The sequence below is a fragment of the Streptomyces sp. NPDC001270 genome (assembly GCF_042896695.1).
GTDB lineage: Bacteria > Actinomycetota > Actinomycetes > Streptomycetales > Streptomycetaceae > Streptomyces.
In genome coordinates, this window is sequence record NZ_JBIAXM010000023.1 from 1 (window position 1) to 15,767 (window position 15,767).

The 15,767-nt window shown below is 72.8% G+C and carries 18 protein-coding genes; 9 read left to right on the plus strand and 9 right to left on the minus strand.

The window, feature by feature from the left end; all coding sequences use genetic code 11:
• Positions 1-574: maltotransferase domain-containing protein (locus ACFY2B_RS31495; protein WP_390766465.1), on the minus strand; the 574-nt coding region annotated here is incomplete at its 3' end.
• Between the two features lie 69 nt (positions 575-643).
• Positions 644-943, minus strand: a complete 300-nt coding sequence (locus ACFY2B_RS31500) for a DUF5133 domain-containing protein (protein ID WP_390766466.1) — start codon at positions 941-943, stop codon at positions 644-646.
• A gap of 302 nt (positions 944-1,245) precedes the next feature.
• On the opposite strand from ACFY2B_RS31500, the gene ACFY2B_RS31505 reads away from it, so the two are divergent.
• The gene (locus ACFY2B_RS31505; protein WP_390766467.1) at positions 1,246-1,758 is read left to right on the plus strand and encodes a pep a2; all 513 of its coding nucleotides are present in this window, start codon (positions 1,246-1,248) and stop codon (positions 1,756-1,758) included.
• A 23-nt stretch (positions 1,759-1,781) separates the two neighbouring features.
• Positions 1,782-3,902 (plus strand): glycogen debranching protein GlgX, encoded by a 2,121-nt coding sequence (gene glgX, locus ACFY2B_RS31510; RefSeq protein WP_390766468.1) that lies wholly within the window; start codon positions 1,782-1,784, stop codon positions 3,900-3,902.
• Positions 3,903-4,051: 149 nt separating this feature from the next.
• On the opposite strand, the gene ACFY2B_RS31515 is transcribed toward glgX, so the two are convergent.
• A complete protein-coding gene (locus tag ACFY2B_RS31515) occupies positions 4,052-4,861 on the minus strand; it encodes a VOC family protein (RefSeq protein ID WP_390766469.1) in 810 nt (269 codons plus the stop codon).
• A gap of 127 nt (positions 4,862-4,988) precedes the next feature.
• On the opposite strand from ACFY2B_RS31515, the gene ACFY2B_RS31520 reads away from it, so the two are divergent.
• Complete coding sequence (locus ACFY2B_RS31520) at positions 4,989-5,303, plus strand: ANTAR domain-containing protein (RefSeq protein ID WP_390766470.1); 315 nt, start codon at positions 4,989-4,991, stop codon at positions 5,301-5,303.
• Between the two features lie 30 nt (positions 5,304-5,333).
• Here ACFY2B_RS31520 and ACFY2B_RS31525 read toward each other — a convergent pair whose 3' ends face one another.
• Complete coding sequence (locus tag ACFY2B_RS31525; protein ID WP_390766471.1) at positions 5,334-6,122, minus strand: RNA polymerase sigma factor SigF; 789 nt, start codon at positions 6,120-6,122, stop codon at positions 5,334-5,336.
• Between the two features lie 348 nt (positions 6,123-6,470).
• Here ACFY2B_RS31525 and ACFY2B_RS31530 point away from each other — a divergent pair, with 348 nt between their 5' ends.
• From ACFY2B_RS31530 to ACFY2B_RS31545, 4 genes are all read left to right on the plus strand, one after another.
• On the plus strand, positions 6,471-6,899 hold the full coding sequence (locus ACFY2B_RS31530) for a MarR family winged helix-turn-helix transcriptional regulator (protein WP_390766585.1): 429 nt from the start codon (positions 6,471-6,473) through the stop codon (positions 6,897-6,899).
• Entirely contained in the window at positions 6,896-7,756 is an 861-nt protein-coding gene (locus ACFY2B_RS31535) for an ABC transporter ATP-binding protein (RefSeq protein ID WP_390766472.1), read from the plus strand. The genes ACFY2B_RS31530 and ACFY2B_RS31535 overlap by 4 nt, the downstream gene beginning before the upstream one ends.
• On the plus strand, positions 7,716-8,576 hold the full coding sequence (locus tag ACFY2B_RS31540; RefSeq protein WP_390766473.1) for an ABC transporter permease: 861 nt from the start codon (positions 7,716-7,718) through the stop codon (positions 8,574-8,576). Before ACFY2B_RS31535 ends, ACFY2B_RS31540 begins: the two co-directional genes overlap by 41 nt.
• A gap of 211 nt (positions 8,577-8,787) precedes the next feature.
• A complete protein-coding gene (locus tag ACFY2B_RS31545; protein ID WP_390766474.1) occupies positions 8,788-9,312 on the plus strand; it encodes a hypothetical protein in 525 nt (174 codons plus the stop codon).
• A 31-nt stretch (positions 9,313-9,343) separates the two neighbouring features.
• Here the strand turns inward: ACFY2B_RS31545 and hemC are convergent, their stop codons facing one another.
• The 5 genes from hemC to ACFY2B_RS31570 all read right to left on the minus strand — a co-directional run bounded on the left by hemC (position 9,344) and on the right by ACFY2B_RS31570 (position 14,241).
• The gene (gene hemC, locus ACFY2B_RS31550) at positions 9,344-10,279 is read right to left on the minus strand and encodes a hydroxymethylbilane synthase (RefSeq protein ID WP_390766475.1); all 936 of its coding nucleotides are present in this window, start codon (positions 10,277-10,279) and stop codon (positions 9,344-9,346) included.
• Positions 10,280-10,455: 176 nt separating this feature from the next.
• Complete coding sequence (locus tag ACFY2B_RS31555) at positions 10,456-11,232, minus strand: NPP1 family protein (protein ID WP_390766476.1); 777 nt, start codon at positions 11,230-11,232, stop codon at positions 10,456-10,458.
• A gap of 124 nt (positions 11,233-11,356) precedes the next feature.
• A complete protein-coding gene (locus ACFY2B_RS31560; RefSeq protein WP_390766586.1) occupies positions 11,357-12,310 on the minus strand; it encodes an ATP-dependent DNA ligase in 954 nt (317 codons plus the stop codon).
• Positions 12,311-12,770: 460 nt separating this feature from the next.
• Positions 12,771-13,577 carry a DUF2690 domain-containing protein gene (locus tag ACFY2B_RS31565; RefSeq protein WP_390766477.1) on the minus strand — a complete coding sequence of 269 codons (807 nt, stop codon included), beginning with the start codon at positions 13,575-13,577 and terminating at the stop codon, positions 12,771-12,773.
• Between the two features lie 193 nt (positions 13,578-13,770).
• A complete protein-coding gene (locus ACFY2B_RS31570; RefSeq protein WP_390766478.1) occupies positions 13,771-14,241 on the minus strand; it encodes an SH3 domain-containing protein in 471 nt (156 codons plus the stop codon).
• A gap of 234 nt (positions 14,242-14,475) precedes the next feature.
• Between ACFY2B_RS31570 and ACFY2B_RS31575 the strand changes: the two genes are divergently transcribed.
• Complete coding sequence (locus ACFY2B_RS31575; RefSeq protein WP_390766479.1) at positions 14,476-15,000, plus strand: MarR family winged helix-turn-helix transcriptional regulator; 525 nt, start codon at positions 14,476-14,478, stop codon at positions 14,998-15,000.
• A 260-nt stretch (positions 15,001-15,260) separates the two neighbouring features.
• Positions 15,261-15,728: a peroxiredoxin gene (locus tag ACFY2B_RS31580; RefSeq protein WP_390766480.1), complete on the plus strand. Its 468-nt coding sequence runs from the start codon at positions 15,261-15,263 to the stop codon at positions 15,726-15,728.
• Positions 15,729-15,767 lie beyond the last annotated feature (39 nt).

A 15,767-nucleotide genomic window follows, 5' to 3' on the forward strand; every position in this document is an offset into this window, starting at 1 on the left:
GGAGGGGCAGCGGGTCGGAGGCGGTGACCAGTTCCCGTAGCGGGTGGCGGGCCAGGACCTCGTCCACCTCCGGCGCCAGCGCCGCCCCCAGCCGCTCCCGCAGCGGGAGCGAGTCGTCGTCCAGGGACCGGGCGGCGGCCAGCACCCGGGCCCGGTCGGGCCCCTCCGGCACCCCGGCGGCGGCCCGCGCGTACAGCTCCGCGCCCTCCTCCAGGACCAGCCCCGTGTCGATGCCCGCCGGGATCTTGACACCCGCGACGCGCCGCCAGGTGCCCACGGGATCGCTCCAGCCCTCCACGTGGTAGGTCCAGTGGCCCATCGCGTCCGGGGTGACGTCCGCGCCCCAGCGGTCCGTGCCGGGGGCCAGCTCACGCATCGGCGTCCACGGACCGCGCCGGCCCAGCGGGTCGGTGAGCACCACGTTGGCGCCGAGGGCGTCATGGCCTTCGCGGAAGACGGTCGCGGAGACCTGGAACGTCTCCCCGACGACCGCTTTCGCCGGGCGCCTGCCGCACTCCACGGCCGGCCGGACGTCGCGTACCGGGATGCGGCCGATGGCCGGAGTCGCCTGCATGGGTCTCACCTCCGCCGTGCGTGAAGCCGGGCCCCGGGCCCGGCTGTGGATCCGGTGAACCGGGGAACTTCAGTGCCTCGCCACCCTGGAACGCCGCCCCGCCGGCGGCGCCCGCCGGACCCCGCCCTTGTGCCGTGGACGCGCGCCCCGCTCGCGCGGCCGGCCCTCCGTGCCGCCGCGCAGATAGTGTTCGGCGGCGTCCGCGGCCTCCCGGGCGCAGCGCTTGCCCATGAGTACGCAGAGGGTGTGGCCCGAGTCCTCGAACATGGCCCGCGCCGCCCGGTCGGACGGCGCCGCGAGCATGGCGCGTTCCCACGTCCGGTACCGCCGCAACTGCCTGGCCACCTCGGCCTCAGCGGGTAGCAGCATGGCCCTGTTCACCCTCCACGCTCTCGACTGGGCGCGTCTCCCGACGGTCGGGTGGACTCCGGGCACGGAGTGGCACGGGTCCGTTACGGCGATCGAGGCATTTCACTAATGGTGCACGGACGGACACGCAGCGTCTTGTTGGTTCTTCAACCACCCGGATGCGCTCGTGTTGCACGAATGGCGTAGTGCGGCCACTGTGGATCTGACTCAGAAGCGACCAGCGCTCGACGCTCCGTGATCGGGGCCCATGCCCATGGGGGGCGGTGACGAGCGGAGTCTCGCCGGCGAGGGAGCAAGCGACGATGAAGACCGCAGTGCCCTGCTACTACCACCTCGACGTGGAAGTCAGCCCCGAGCGTGTGGGTCAGGTCAGCCGGATCCTGGCCGCCCATCTCCGCCACTGGGACCTGGAGAACCTGGTGGCCCCCGTCCGCAGCGGCGCGGAACTGCTGCTGCGCGCCATCGACGAACACGCCACGGACAAACGCGCGTCGATCGAGATGTGGTGGAACGGTCAGCACCTCATCACGGCCGTCGGCGACGACGACCGTGATCTGCGTCCCGACCTGGATCTGCGGGCCTGCCTGGCACGCATCGCGGCGATGAGCGACGGCTGGGGGTGCTGTGCGTCGGAGACCGGCAGCAAGATCATCTGGTTCTCGCAGCGCGCCCGCGCCGGCGAACGCGTCCCGCTGGTGCCGACCGCCCCGGCCCCCAGCCTGCGCCACATGCGCAAGGTGCCACGCGCCATGCAGGTCCCCGCCCTGGCCACCCCGGCGGTCGCCGCGCAGGCCGCCCTGGCGGGCGCCCGGTGACGGCGAAGCGGTCCCGGAAAGGGGTGCCCGTGTGGAGCGGGCACCCCTACCCGTTGGGCGCCGCCTTCGACGGGCAGGGCACCAACTTCGCCCTCTTCAGCGAGGTCGCCGAACGCGTCGACCTCGTCCTGGTCGACGACGCGGGCGCCGAGACCCGGGTTCCGCTGACCGAGGTCGACGGGTTCGTGTGGCACGGTCATGTGCCCGGCGTCGGTCCGGGCAGGCGCTACGGCTACCGGGTGCACGGACCCTGGGACCCCGGCCTCGGCCACCGGTGCAACCCGGCGAAGCTGCTCCTCGACCCGTACGCACGCGCCGTCGACGGGCAGATCGACAACCACCCCTCGCTCTACGAACGCGCCCCCTCCGGCCCGGCCCCCGCCGACAGCACCGGACACTCCATGCTGGGCGTGGTGACCGACCCGTACTTCGACTGGGGCGAGGACCGCCCGCCGGGACGGCCGTACGCGGAGACCGTCATCTACGAGGCGCACGTACGCGGACTGACCCGCACGCACCCGGACGTCCCGGAGCGGCTGCGCGGCACCTACGCGGCGCTCGCCCACCCGTCGGTCGTCGAGCACCTGACCTCGCTGGGCGTGACCGCCGTCGAGCTGATGCCGGTGCACCAGTTCGTGCAGGACGGCGTGCTCCAGGACCGCGGACTGTCCAACTACTGGGGCTACAACACGATCGGCTACTTCGCGCCGCACAACGGCTACGCCGCGTTCGGCACCCGCGGCCAGCAGGTCAACGAGTTCAAGGCGATGGTGAAGGCGCTGCACGCGGCCGGACTCGAAGTGATCCTCGACGTGGTCTACAACCACACCGCCGAGGGCAACGAGCGCGGCCCCACGCTCTCCTTCCGCGGCATCGACAACGCCTCCTACTACCGCCTCGTGGACGGCGACTGGGCGCACTACTACGACACCACCGGCACCGGCAACAGCCTGCTGATGCGGCACCCCTACGTGCTCCAGCTGATCATGGACTCGCTGCGGTACTGGGTCACCGAGATGCACGTCGACGGCTTCCGCTTCGACCTCGCGGCGACCCTGGCCCGGCAGTTCCACGAGGTGGACCGGCTGTCGGCGTTCTTCGACCTGATCCAGCAGGATCCGGTGATCAGCCGGGTCAAGCTCATCGCCGAGCCCTGGGACCTGGGGGAGGGCGGCTACCAGGTCGGGAACTTCCCGCCGCTGTGGTCGGAGTGGAACGGCAAGTACCGGGACACCGTGCGGGACTTCTGGCGGGCCGAGCCGGGCGCGCTCGGCGAGTTCGCCTCGCGGCTCACCGGCTCCTCGGACCTGTACGCGCACAGCAGGCGGCGCCCCCGGGCCAGCGTCAACTTCGTGACCGCGCACGACGGTTTCACCCTGCGCGACCTCGTCTCGTACAACGACAAGCACAACGAGGCCAACGGCGAGGGAAACCGGGACGGCGAGAGCGTCAACCGGTCCTGGAACTGCGGAGTCGAAGGGGAAACCGACGACCCGGCCGTCCTCGAACTGCGCGCCCGCCAGCAGCGCAACTTCCTGGCCACGCTGCTGCTGTCGCAGGGCATCCCGATGCTGTGCCACGGCGACGAACTCGGCCGCACCCAGGGCGGCAACAACAACGCCTACTGCCAGGACAGCGAGGTGTCCTGGATCGACTGGCGGCTCACCGGCGCGCAGCGCGGCCTCGCGGACTTCACCCGGTACGTCGTCGGCCTGCGCGCCGCCCACCCCGTCCTGCGCCGGCGCCGCTTCTTCCGCGGTGACACGGCCACCCATGCCGGACAGCCGCTGCCCGACCTGGTGTGGCTGCTGCCCGACGCACGCGAGATGACCGACCGGGACTGGCAGCGCTCCGACGCGCACTCGGTCGGTGTCTTCCTCAACGGCGACGCCATCGCCGAACACGACCCCTACGGGCGGCGGGTGATCGACGACTCGTTCCTGCTGCTGCTCAACAGCTACTGGGAACCGGTCGGCTTCCGCCTGCCCGACGCCGCCTACGGCGAGCGCTGGACCACCCTGATCGACACCGCCGACCCCGACGGCATCCCGGACGAACGAGAGCGGAAGGCGAACACCGGACTGCGCGTGGAGGCCCGCAGCCTGGTACTCCTGTCCAGGCCCTCCCGCACCCCCACCGACTGAACCCGCCCCTCCGACCGCCCCTGCCCCCGACAGGCGCGCCCCGCCAGGGGCGCGGGGAACTGCGCGCCCAGCCACGATGCGCCCGCAGCCGAACACGAACCAACCACGCCAGGCGCCGCCCCACCCCACCCCAAAAGCGGAGCGCACCGTCACCGCTCACGCCGAGAGGTCACCGTGAACTGCGCCCCGTCCGGATCCCGCAGAATCGCCTCGGCCTCCTCCTCACGCAGCACGCTGCCCCCGTGTCTCTCCGCGTCCCGGCAGCAGGCCGCCACGTCGGCCACGAAGAAGTGGATCTGCCAGTGCGGCCGGACCGTGGGATCGGGCGCGGCCTCCACCGCGCCCGAGTCGATGCGCGCCACGACCGCACCCCGGCTGCGCAGCACGACCTCGCCGCCCTCGTACTCCACCTCGCAGCAGCCGGAGCGGTCCGAGGTCCAGTCGAGGATCTCACCGTAGAAGAGGGCCGCGTCGAACGCGTTGCGGGTGTGCAGCCGGATGAAGGTCGGTGCCGCCCGGCGCCACGACTCCCAGTTGGAGACCAGGTCGCCCGCCCAGATCCCGAAGGTCGCTCCGTCCCGGTCCGCGAGCAGCGCCGCCCGCCCCGGCGGCAGGGACAGCGGCCCGACCGCGGCCGTGCCACCGCGCTCCCGGGTCCGGCTCGCGACCACGTCCGCGTCCCGAACGGCGAAGTACGGCGTCCATGCCACCGCCATGTGCCACATGGAGGCGACCGCGGCGATCCCGGCGACCGGCACCCCGTTCGCCAGCGCGATCCGGAAGTGTTCGCCGAGCCGGACGCCACGCCACTGCCAGCCCAGCACCGCCGAGTAGAAGGCGGTCGTGGCGTGCAGGTCGCGGCTGGTCAGACTCACCCAGCACGGCGCACCGAACACGGAGCGGGTGGAGATGACGTTCTTCTTCTCCGGTCCGCCGGGGAGGGTCGTGTCATGGTTCATCGCGGTCGCGTCCTGATCTCGTGGACCGATGGACACCGGTCTGCCACCAGTGTCCAACCGGAGGCCGATCCCGTGCCTGTCGAGCACCCCGGTGGCAGGGGGCCGGTCGGGTGACGACGATGGATGGATGGGTGACCACGAACCTGACCGGTTCCTGGAGCTGCAGGAAGAAGTCGATCAGCTGAAGGAAGCCGTCACCTCCCACGCCGTCGTGGACCAGGCGATCGGCATGGTGGTCGCGCTGGGCCGGGTCACCCCCGACGAGGGATGGGCCGTGCTGAAGGAGGTCTCGCAGCACACGAACATCAAGCTGCGCCAGGTCGCCGAACTCATCCTCGTCTGGGGGCGTACGGGAGACATGCCCTCGGAGATCGGCACCGAACTGGAGGACGCGCTCGACCGGTACGGGCCGACCCAGATCCCGGGGGCACCCGTGGAGTGAGCCCCGGCCCGCGGGCCGGTCCGGCCGGGCTCAGCCCGGCTCGGAGAGCAGTTCCTCGCGCAGCCGGTCGCAGCAGCCGCTGATCAGCCGGGAGACGTGCATCTGCGAGATGCCGAGCTGACTGGCGATCCGGCTCTGCGTCATGCCGCGGAAGAACCGCAGGTACAGGATGGTGCGCTCGCGCTCGGGCAGCGCTTGCAGACAGGGCCGTACGGCCGCCCGGTCGACGACCAGGTCGAATCCCGGATCCGGCCCACCGAGGGTGTCGCCGAGACAGTGGCCGTCCACGCCGGGCGTCTCCGCGTCCAGCGACAGCGCCGAGAAGCACTCCAGGGCCTCCATGCCCGTGCGTACCTCCGCCTCCGTCAGCCGAGTGTGCTCGGCGATCTCGGCGATGGTGGGCATCCGCCCCGCCGTCGCCAGCTCCTTCACGGCACCGCGCACCCGGTTGCGCAGGTCCTGGACCCGGCGCGGCACGTGCAGGGTCCACATGTGATCGCGGAAGTGGCGTTTGATCTCGCCGGTGACGGTCGGCACCGCGTACGCCTCGAAGGCGCGGCCGCGCGCCGGATCGTAGTGGTCGACGGCCTTGACCAGGCCCAGCGACGCCACCTGGTACAGATCCTCCAGCGCCTCGCCGCGGCCACGGAAGCGGACGGCGATGCGTTCGGCCATGGGCAGCCAGACCTGGACCAGTTCGTCGCGCAGCGCCCGGCGCCGCGGGCCCTCGGGCAGTGCCGCGAGCCGTTCGAAGGCGGCCGCGGTGTCCGGAGCGTCATCGTGCGGATGGGACTTCGCCCTGGTGGTGGTACCCGTCATGGGTGCGCACCTCCCTCAGCGTGCCGGATGGACGGACAGCGTGGGGAGACGCGCGTTCGGACCGATCGGAGGGTTCCGGGGCGGTCCGGAGCACCATCCCCCACGGACGTGCCTCCTGTCCGAAGCACTTCCCTCCCGATTCCCGTCACCCGGCACGACCAAACAAATCAGCCTAAAGAGTGATAAAAGGTGCGGCTCTCTTGACTTGCCCTTGGAGTTTTCGTGGGAGAAATACCTCTGTAGCAGAGATAATCTTTCTGCGTGGAAACGGATCACCCAGAAACGGATCGCCCGGAAACGAATCACGAGCAGGCGGACCGCGCCGCGGCAGAGTGCCTCTCCGAGGAGCTGGGCAGCGCTCTGGGCGGGATCCAGCGACTGATCCGGCGCCGGCTGCGGAGCGGGACGAGCGGCCCCCGCCTGCGCGGTGCCGAGGTGGAGCTGCTCCGCCTGGTCGAGACCCGGCCAGGCATCGGCATCAAGGAGGCCGCCCGGGAACTGCACCTGGCGGGCAACTCCGTGTCAACCCTGGTCAACCAGCTCGTCAAGGACGGCCATCTGGTCCGGGAGACCGACCCGTCCGACCGGCGGGCCGCCCGCCTGCGGCTCACCGAGGCGGCCGGCAACCGGCTGCGCGACTGGCAGCGCCGCCGGGTCGCCCTGGTCGACCGGCACGTCTCCCGCCTGACCGAGGCGGAGCGCGACGCCCTGCGCGCCGCGCTCCCGGCCTTGCGCAGGCTGGCCGTCACCCTGCACGAGGAGGCAGAGGAAACATGACGCGCGACACCATCGCCGGCCCCGCCGAGGCCATCACCTGCACCGGACTCACCTACACCTTCGGTGAGACCAAGGCGGTGGACGGGCTCGACCTGTCCGTGGGGGAGGGCGAGGTCTTCGGGCTGCTCGGCCCCAACGGCGCCGGAAAGACGACGGCGATCCGCTGCATCATCACACTCCTGCCGGTGTCCGCCGGCATGGTCCGGGTCTTCGGCCACGATCCGGCCGCCGAACGGATGGCGGTGCGCCGCCTGCTCGGCTACGTCCCCCAGCAACTGTCCGCCGACAGCAGCCTCACCGGCCGGGAGAACGTCGCCCTGTTCGCCAGGGTCTTCGACATCCCCCGCCGCGAGCGCGCCGAACGGGTCGCCCAGGCGCTGGCCGCCGTCGACCTCGCCGACGCCGCCGACCGGCTGGCGCGCACCTACTCCGGCGGCATGGTCCGCCGGCTGGAACTGGCCCAGGCCCTGGTCAGCGCGCCCCGGCTGCTGATCCTCGACGAGCCGACGATCGGTCTCGACCCGATCGCCCGCACCAGCGTGTGGGAGCACATCAACGCCGTCCGTGCGGTCACCGGCATGACCGTCCTGGTCACCACCCACTACATGGACGAGGCCGACCAGTACTGCGACCGCATCGGCCTCATGCACCGCGGCCGCGTCCAGGCCCTCGGCACCCCGGCCGAACTGCGGCAGGGGCTCGGCGAACGCCGTCGCGCCGAGGGCGCGCCGGCCACGGACACGCTGCCCACGCTGGAGGACGTCTTCCGGGACGTCGCGGGCAGCGGTCTCGACGACCAGTCAGGAGGTTTCCGCGATGTCCGAAGCACCCGCCGCACCGCCGGCCGTCTCGGCTGACCGAGCGCTCGACGCCGGCACCAGTCTGCTGCTGCGCCCGCCGCAGCCCCGCGCCGGCTGGCGGCTGCTGCCCGCCCGGGTCGTCGCGATGTGCGCCGTCGAACTGCAGAAGCTGGCCCACGACCGCACCGAGCTGTACACCAGGGCGATCCAGCCCGCCCTGTGGCTGCTGATCTTCGGCCAGACGTTCACCCGGATCCGGGCGATACCCACCGGCGGCATCCCCTACATCGACTACATGGCGCCCGGCATCATCGCCCAGTCCGCGATGTTCATCGCCATCTTCTACGGCATCCAGATCATCTGGGAACGGGACGCCGGCATCCTGAACAAGCTCCTGGTGACCCCGACCCCGCGCTCGGCACTCGTCACCGGCAAGGCGTTCGCGTCCGGCGTGAAGTCCCTGATCCAGGCCGTCGTCGTCATCGTCATCGCCGCGCTCCTCGGGGTCGGGCTCACCTGGAACCCGCTGAAGCTGCTCGGCGTCGCGCTGGTCGTGATCCTCGCCTCCGCCTTCTTCTCCTGCCTGTCGATGACCATCGCGGGCATCGTGCTGAGCCGGGACCGGCTGATGGGCTTCGGGCAGGCGATCACGATGCCGCTGTTCTTCGGCTCCAACGCCCTCTACCCGGTGTCCGTCATGCCCGGCTGGCTCCAGGCGGTCAGCAAGGTGAACCCGCTCAGCTACGAAGTCGACGCCCTGCGCGGCCTGCTGCTGGGCACCTCGTCCCACGTGGCCCTCGACTTCGGGGTCCTGGCGGTCGCCGGCGCCGCCGGCATCACCGCGGCCTCGTCCCTGCTGGGCCGACTGGCCCGCTGATCCGTCCGGCCGCGCCGATCTTGCGTCCGACGTGATGTACGGCACGCACGGCCGGGCACCCCGCCACCCGCCGCGGGGGATTCCTCCTGTCCAACGCTTGATCAATGATCAAAGGGTGCGAATCGCCTGGCCAAGGCGCATTCCGCTCATTTGACAGTGTGCTCAGCGCACAGATAGACAGCAGCTCTCCGGGGTGGTCGAGAGGGGCACTGTGTACGAGCCGAACGTGGTCGGGGACTGGCACGAGTACGACGAGCATGCCGGTCTGCGGGTCCGCGTCCACCGTCTGGAGGCGGTGGAGCCCCCGCACGGACGCGACGAGGCAGCCGCCGGGCTGACGTACTTCAGTGTCCGGGTGACCGTCGAGAACCGCGGCGAACAGCACTGCTCCGTACAACTGGAGGACGGCCAGCTCGACGTCCGGATCGGCCCCGACGGGGAGGGCGCGTTCGTCGACTGGCGGAACTCGCGGTTCATCGAGGGTTTTGACGTCTATCCGCTGCGCCGTGCCACGGCCGTGCTGTACGCGGCCGGTCAGGAGGCGTGCCTGTCACAGGTGGACGTCCAGGTGCAGCTGCGGGTCGACGACGAGTGGACCGACCGCCGGCTGTGGACGGGCGGCATCGGACTGGCGGAGGGGCCGGCCGCGGCCCCCGCGGCCGGTGCCGCACCGGGCGGCCTGGCTCATCAGGTGACCGTGTTCCTGCGGGACCAGGCGGAGCCGGACACCGCCTGAGCGGCGTCCCGGCGATCCGGTGCGGGTGCGGTCAGTGCGGGATGCCGTCGATGATCTCGCGGGCGCCCTGCCGCAGCAGGGACACCGCGACCGAGGTGCCCAGCGTGGCGGGATCGAGCCGGCCGGCCCACTCGTGGGCGTTCAGCCGGGTCTTGCCGTCGGGGGTGAACACGCAGGCCCGCAGGGACAGCTCGCCGCCCCGGTCCGCGTGCGCGTGACCGGCGATCGGGCTGTTGCAGTGGCCTTGCAGGACATGCAGGAACATGCGCTCCGCCGTGGCCTCGCGGTGGGTGTCCGGGTCGCCGAGCGCGCCGACGGCGTCGATCAGGCCGGTGTCGTCCTCGCGGCACTGCAGGGCGAGGATGCCCGCGCCGATCGGCGGCATCATCGTCTCCGGCGACAGCACCTCGCTGATCACGTCGGACCGCCCGATCCGTTCGAGACCGGACACCGCCAGCAGCAGCGCGTCGGCCTCTCCGGCAGCGAGCTTCGCCAGCCGCCGGTTGGCGTTGCCGCGGAACGGCACGCACTCCAGGTGCGGGTGGGTGGCGGCCAGCTGGGCGATGCGGCGCACCGCGGAGGTGCCGACGCGGGTGCCCGCCGGGAGTTCGTCGAGGGTGAGGCCGTCCGGATGGACGAGGGCGTCCCGGATGTCGTCGCGCTTCAGGAACGCGGCGAACACCGTGCCCGCCGGCAGCGGCCGGTCGGCCGGCACGTCCTTGACGCAGTGCACCGCGAGATCGGCCTGACCTGCCAGCAGAGCGGCGTCCACTTCCTTGGTGAACGCACCCTTGCCCTCGACCTGGGAGAGGACGCCCAGCCACTTGTCACCGGTCGTCTTCACCGGTACGACCTCGGTGCGCACCTGCGGATACCGCGCCGTCAGCTCGGTGCGGACGCGTTCCACCTGGGCCAGCGCCATCGGTGAGTCACGGGAGACGATACGGATGAGTTCCGGGACGGCCATGGAGACACGATAGACCCTCCTGGCGGGCTCCCCTGCCCGCCGGCCGCCGGGCGAGGCGGCACCCGGCCACGGACGTGGGCGTGGGCCGGGCGGATTCGGGCGCCGCGCGAGAACGTCCCGCCCGGCCAGGCCCTGGCTCCCGCCCGGACGGGAGCCAGGACCCGCCGACCGGACGCTCAGGCGTTCGGGTCGAACGCGATACCGGACGGCTTGGCCGAGGCGAGGTGCGAGGCGAAGGCGCTGTCCTTCAGGCCGAAGTTGGCGCTGCCGAAGTCGTACGCGCTCAACTTGTCGCGCAGGCCCGCCGGGTAGCCGTTCCAGCCGACCAGCGGCGGATACTGCCAGGTGCCCTTGTGGTTCTCCGGCGGCTCGTCGTTGGTGTTGGCCAGCCGGAAGCAGTGGGTGCTCGCACCGTCCTTGTGGTAGACGATCTTCGCGTGCGTGCCCTCGAAGCGGACCTCGGAGGCCGGGTGCACGGTGAACGAACCGTGGTTGGACGTCGACACGTACTGCACCTGGCCGTTCTGCACCCACACCGCGACGTGCTCCCAGTCGTGCCGGTGGCCGCCGAGACTGATGCCGGGGATCGCCTGGTCCTTCTCGAAGTACAGGCCGTACAGGTAGGCGCACCAGCCGTTGTTGCACTTGTAGCGCGAGTACGTGTTGGTGTCGTCCAGGTCGGAGGCGTCGCGGCAGTTGCCGTTGAGGGCGCCCGTCGGGTTCAGGCCGGGGTTGACGGTGCCGTCCGGGCCGATGGCGGCCGTCGAGTAGCAGCCGTCGGTGTCGTAGTCGAAGGCAGGCTGGAACGTGAACTCCGCCGCCTCCGCGTTGGCGGGCAGCGCCGGCGGCGGGGCGGCGAAGGCGACGGCGGGGAAGGCGATCACGAGGGCGGCGGCACCGGCCAGCCCGGCCAGCCAGCGCCCGGGCCCGGTACGGAACGTCCGTGACGACACTGCGTCCTCCAACTGCGATATGAAGTGGGGGAGTTCAGGATCCTGGCCGCCCGGCACCTTGCCAAGACGGCCCGGGCGTCCCGGTGGTGAAGCCCCGCCCAACACTTGCCTCCCGGCACTCCCGTCACTCGGCGTCGCCGGGCAGGTCGGCCGCCGACTCCTCGGGCGCGAGGTCCGGGCGCAGCCGGTACCAGGACGGCTGGCGCAGCAGCCCCGACCGGGTACGGGTGCTGTAGCCGACCTCGCCGACCAGCCGGGGCAGCACCCAGTGGGCCCCGGCGATCCGCGGGACCGGGTCGAAGGGGCACACGCCGGTCTCCGCGGCCCGCAGCAGCGCGGCCAGTTCCGTCCGTTCGGCGTCGCTCCAGCCGGTGCCCACCCCGCCGACGTAGCGCAGCCGCCCGGCGGCACGCTGACCCACGAGCACCGCGCCGGGCAGGCCCGCGAGCCGCCCCTTGCCGGGCAGCCAGCCGCCGACGACGACGTCAGCGGTGCGCAGGTTGCGGATCTTGATCCAGGCGCGGGAGCGCACGCCCGGTTCGTACACCGAGTCCAGCCGCTTGCACACCAGCCCCTCCAGGCCGTGCTCCCGGGTGGCGCGCAGCGCCTCGGCGCCGTGCCCGACGACGGCGGCCGGGGTGGACCAGTGCGGTCCCTCCAGTCCCGACTCCGTCAGCAGGCTCCGGCGCTGCGCGTACGGCAGCGTGAGCAGGGGACGGTCCAGGTGCGGCAGGTCGAACAGCACGAGGTGGACGGGGACCTGGGCCGCCCGGCGCGCCGCCCGGGCCGGGGCGTGCGCCAGACCCATGCGGCTCTGCAGCAACTGGAAGTCGGCGCGCCCGTGTTCGTCGAGGGCCAGTACCTCGCCGTCCAGGATCGCCGGGATCGTGCCCAGGGCACCGGCCAGCGGGCGCAGTTCGGGATAGGCGCCGGTGATGTCCTCGCCCGAGCGGGCGCGCAGCAGGAGGGTGCCGTCGCCGGGCAGGTAGGCCATGACGCGCTGGCCGTCCTGCTTGGTCTCGTAGGCCCAGCGGGAGTCCTGGGCGGCGGGCGGCAGCTTGCCGGGAGTGGCGAGCATCGGCGGGATCACCGGGAGGGTCGCGGTCACGGCAGAAGGTGTCGACCGCGCCCCGTGCGCTCACGCGCCTTTCCCCGCCGGTTCCCCTGAACGGGCCCGGCTCGGTGCCGCCTCCGGCGCTCCGCCGGGCCGGGAGGGTGCCTCGGGTGCGGCGCCGGGGCGGTCTCCCGGCCCGGCGCCGCACCCGAGGACGGCGCCGGCCCCCGTCCCCACGGGTCCGGCACCCGGGACCGCCGCCGCTCAGGACGGCCCCGGCTTCGGGACGCCCACGGCGGAGCTGCCGTGGGCGGGCGCGTCGGCTCTGCTGTCCGGCCCGGCGGGAGCCCGTGCGCCGGGCGGGCAGGGGATCCACCGCGGAAGGAAACCCCCTGCCCGGAGGTGTCTTGCGTGAGTCAGGCAACCCTATGTGGCTTACTTGAGTCAAGCAAGCGAATGCTCCCGCTCGGGCGGTCGGGATCGGTCATCGCGGCGCCGGGAGGTCCGCGTCCTCCCCGGGTTCCTCGGCGTACAGGCCCGTGCAGGCCAGTCTGCCGTCCACCTCCGCGCACGCCTCCACGCCCCGGGCCGACGGCACCGCGAGCATCGGGCTGGTGTACCCGGCGGGGTCCGCGGCCGAATAGGTCGCCGACAGCACGTCCTGGCCGGCCCGCACGGACACCTCCCGGGTGTGTGGGGAGCGCACCCGCACCTCCGACCAGGCGGTGCCGCAGGCGGGTGAGTAGCGCAGCCGGACGTCGTAGGCGAGGCCGGACACGGCGCTCTCGGTGCGCGCGTCCCGTGCGCAGGCCGACGCGTCGGGCAGGACGCCCCGGCAGGACGTCGCGTGGCAGCCGGGGGCCGCCGCCACGGTCCGCGCCCCCGCCGGTCCGGTCCGGCCGGACATGGCGAAGACGGCGGCCGTCGCGGCGGCCACGGCGAGCAGCGCGAGCGCGGACAACGGCAGTCCCGGCGACCGGGTCCACGGCGGGCGGGACCGGCCGGCCGCGGCGGGTGCCGCGGGCGCCTCCGGGGCCGGCGGGCCCTCGGCGGACGCCCACAGGGCCACGACGGGTCCGGGGTCGGTGCCGGCGAGCCGGGCGAGCGCTTCGACGGCCGAGCGGGGCGGGCGCTGAACGCCGGTCAGGTACCGGTGCCAGGCGGACTTGCTGTACGGGGTGCGGGCGGCCAGCGCCGCCAGGCTCAGCCCCGTACCGTCCTTGAGCGCGCGCAGCCGCACCGCCAGCGGCTCGTCGTCGGAGATGGGTCCGGGGGATGGCGGCTGCCGCATGGTGCGTTCCTCGACTCCCTTGCCACTATGGGCGGTTCGCCCCTGTTGTCGGAATGGCTTCCCGGGTGGGGCACGGCCCAACCGGTGGTGAAGACAGGAGAAAGGTGAGGCGGCGACAGGTCGAAGGCCCGTTCGGGAACGCGTGGCTCCCGAACGGGCCTCGGGGATCAGGGCCTACGGCGGACCGGCGGCGTCAGCACCACGGCAGCGCGGCGCCGCTCCGCACGTAGCGGGCGGAGACGTAGCCCCTGTGGTGCGCCAGCCGGTACCAGGTGCGGGTGCCGAGCACCCGTGAACCGCGCGTCCGGCAGACGAGCCGCACGAGCCGGTTGCCGTGGCGGTGGCCGACCACGCGGTAGCCGGTGCCCGGGCCGGAGCGGACGTTCAGCCGGACGTGGTGCGTGATCACACGCCCCGTGACGGGCGTACGGCGCGTGCTGCGCCCCGGGACGGCCGGTCCCCGCCGGTGCGTGGCGCGGTGCTTCGCCGGCGTGTGCCGGACGGGGGCGGGCAGCGGTGCGGGGAGGGTGTACTGGGGGGCCGCGGCGGTGGGCGCGGGGAGCGGTGCGGTCTGGCCCGCCTCGGCGGTAGAGGCCGCCGCGGGCAGGAGTGCGAGCGCCGCGACCGTGGCCAGCAGGCCGTTCTTCACGGTCCGTCGGATCATGGAAACCTCCGGGCATTCGTTCTCGTGACCACGGGGCGTGATCACGACAGCCAGCGTTTCCGTGGTGAGGGGCCGGAAAGCCGTTCCCGCGTCCCGCGGGACACCCGGGACGTGCCCGGGACGGACCGCCCGTCGACGGCCTGTCGTCCGGCGGGTCCGCACCCGGCGTGGACAGGGCCGGACGGACAGGTCCAAATTACTTGAGTTACGCAACGATGTGCTAAAGTGGCGAACATGTCCTCGAAACCGCCGCCCCTCCCCCCGGCGGCCTCTGCGGAGGTCGTCGAGATCGAGCGCGCGCTCTCCCGCATCACGTATCTGAGCACCCGGACCCGGCAGCACGACCGGATGATGGCGGTGGCCGGGGTACCGCTGGACCGTGCCGCGGTGGCGCTGCTGCGGCAGATCGCGGACTCCGAGCCGCTGCGACCGGGAGAACTGGCCCAGCGGCTGGGCGTCGAGGCGTCCCACGTGACGCGTACGGTGCAACAACTGCAGAGGTTCGGTTACGTCAGCCGGGTTCCGGACCCGGAGGACCGCAGGGCCCAGCGGATCGAGCTGACCGACGAGGGCCGGGAGGCCATCGGGCGGGTCCGGGACGCGGGGGCGCGGGGCATGCAGCTCGCCCTGTCCGACTGGAAGCCCGAGGACCTGCGGCAGCTGGCCACCCTCTTCCACCGCATGGTCGACGACTTCCTCGCCCGCTCCCAAGAGGACGAGCCCGGCCAGGAGAGCGGCCCCTCGCCGGCCCCGGCCTGAGCGCGCCGCGCCTTCCCGGTGCCCGCCCCCGCGGCTCTCCTCGCCGGGGAGTCGCGCGCGAACGTGGGGCGGACCGCGGACCGCGGACCGGCGCCCCGCCCCGCCGGCGGCCGTCGCCCCGCGCGAAGGCCCGCCGAACCCGTCGGCCGCCCCGGTCCCGCGGCGTCGCCCGCACCGCGGACAGCGGCCGGAGACCGGACGGAGAGATGACCAGTGGAACTACCAGCGGAACTGCCAGTGTGACAACCGGAGGGACGACGATGACGGACCGAGTGCGCGCCGGCGACACGATCGAGGACTTCGCGCTGCCGGACGAGACCGGCACGGTGCGCCGGCTGTCCGAGCTGCTCGCCGACGGGCCGGTGGTGCTGTTCTTCTACCCGGCGGCACTGACGGCCGGCTGCACCGCCGAGGCGTGCCACTTCCGTGACCTGGCCGCCGAATTCGCCGCGGTCGGCGCGCGCCCGGTGGGCATCAGCGGCGACTCCGTCGAACGCCAGCAGGAATTCGCCGGACGTCACACCCTCGGCATGCCGCTGCTCGCCGACCCCGACGGCGCGGTCCGCGAGCGGTTCGGCGTCCTGCGCGGCTTCACGCCGGCCCCCACCCGGCGGGTCACCTTCGTCATCGCCCCGGACCGCACCGTCGTCGAGGTGGTCCGCAGCGAGCTGCGCATGAACAGCCACGCCGACCGCGCCCTGGCCGCGCTGCGTGCCCTCCGGGCGTGAGGCCGCCCCGCCCCGCGCTTGAAGCACGGGGACGATGGG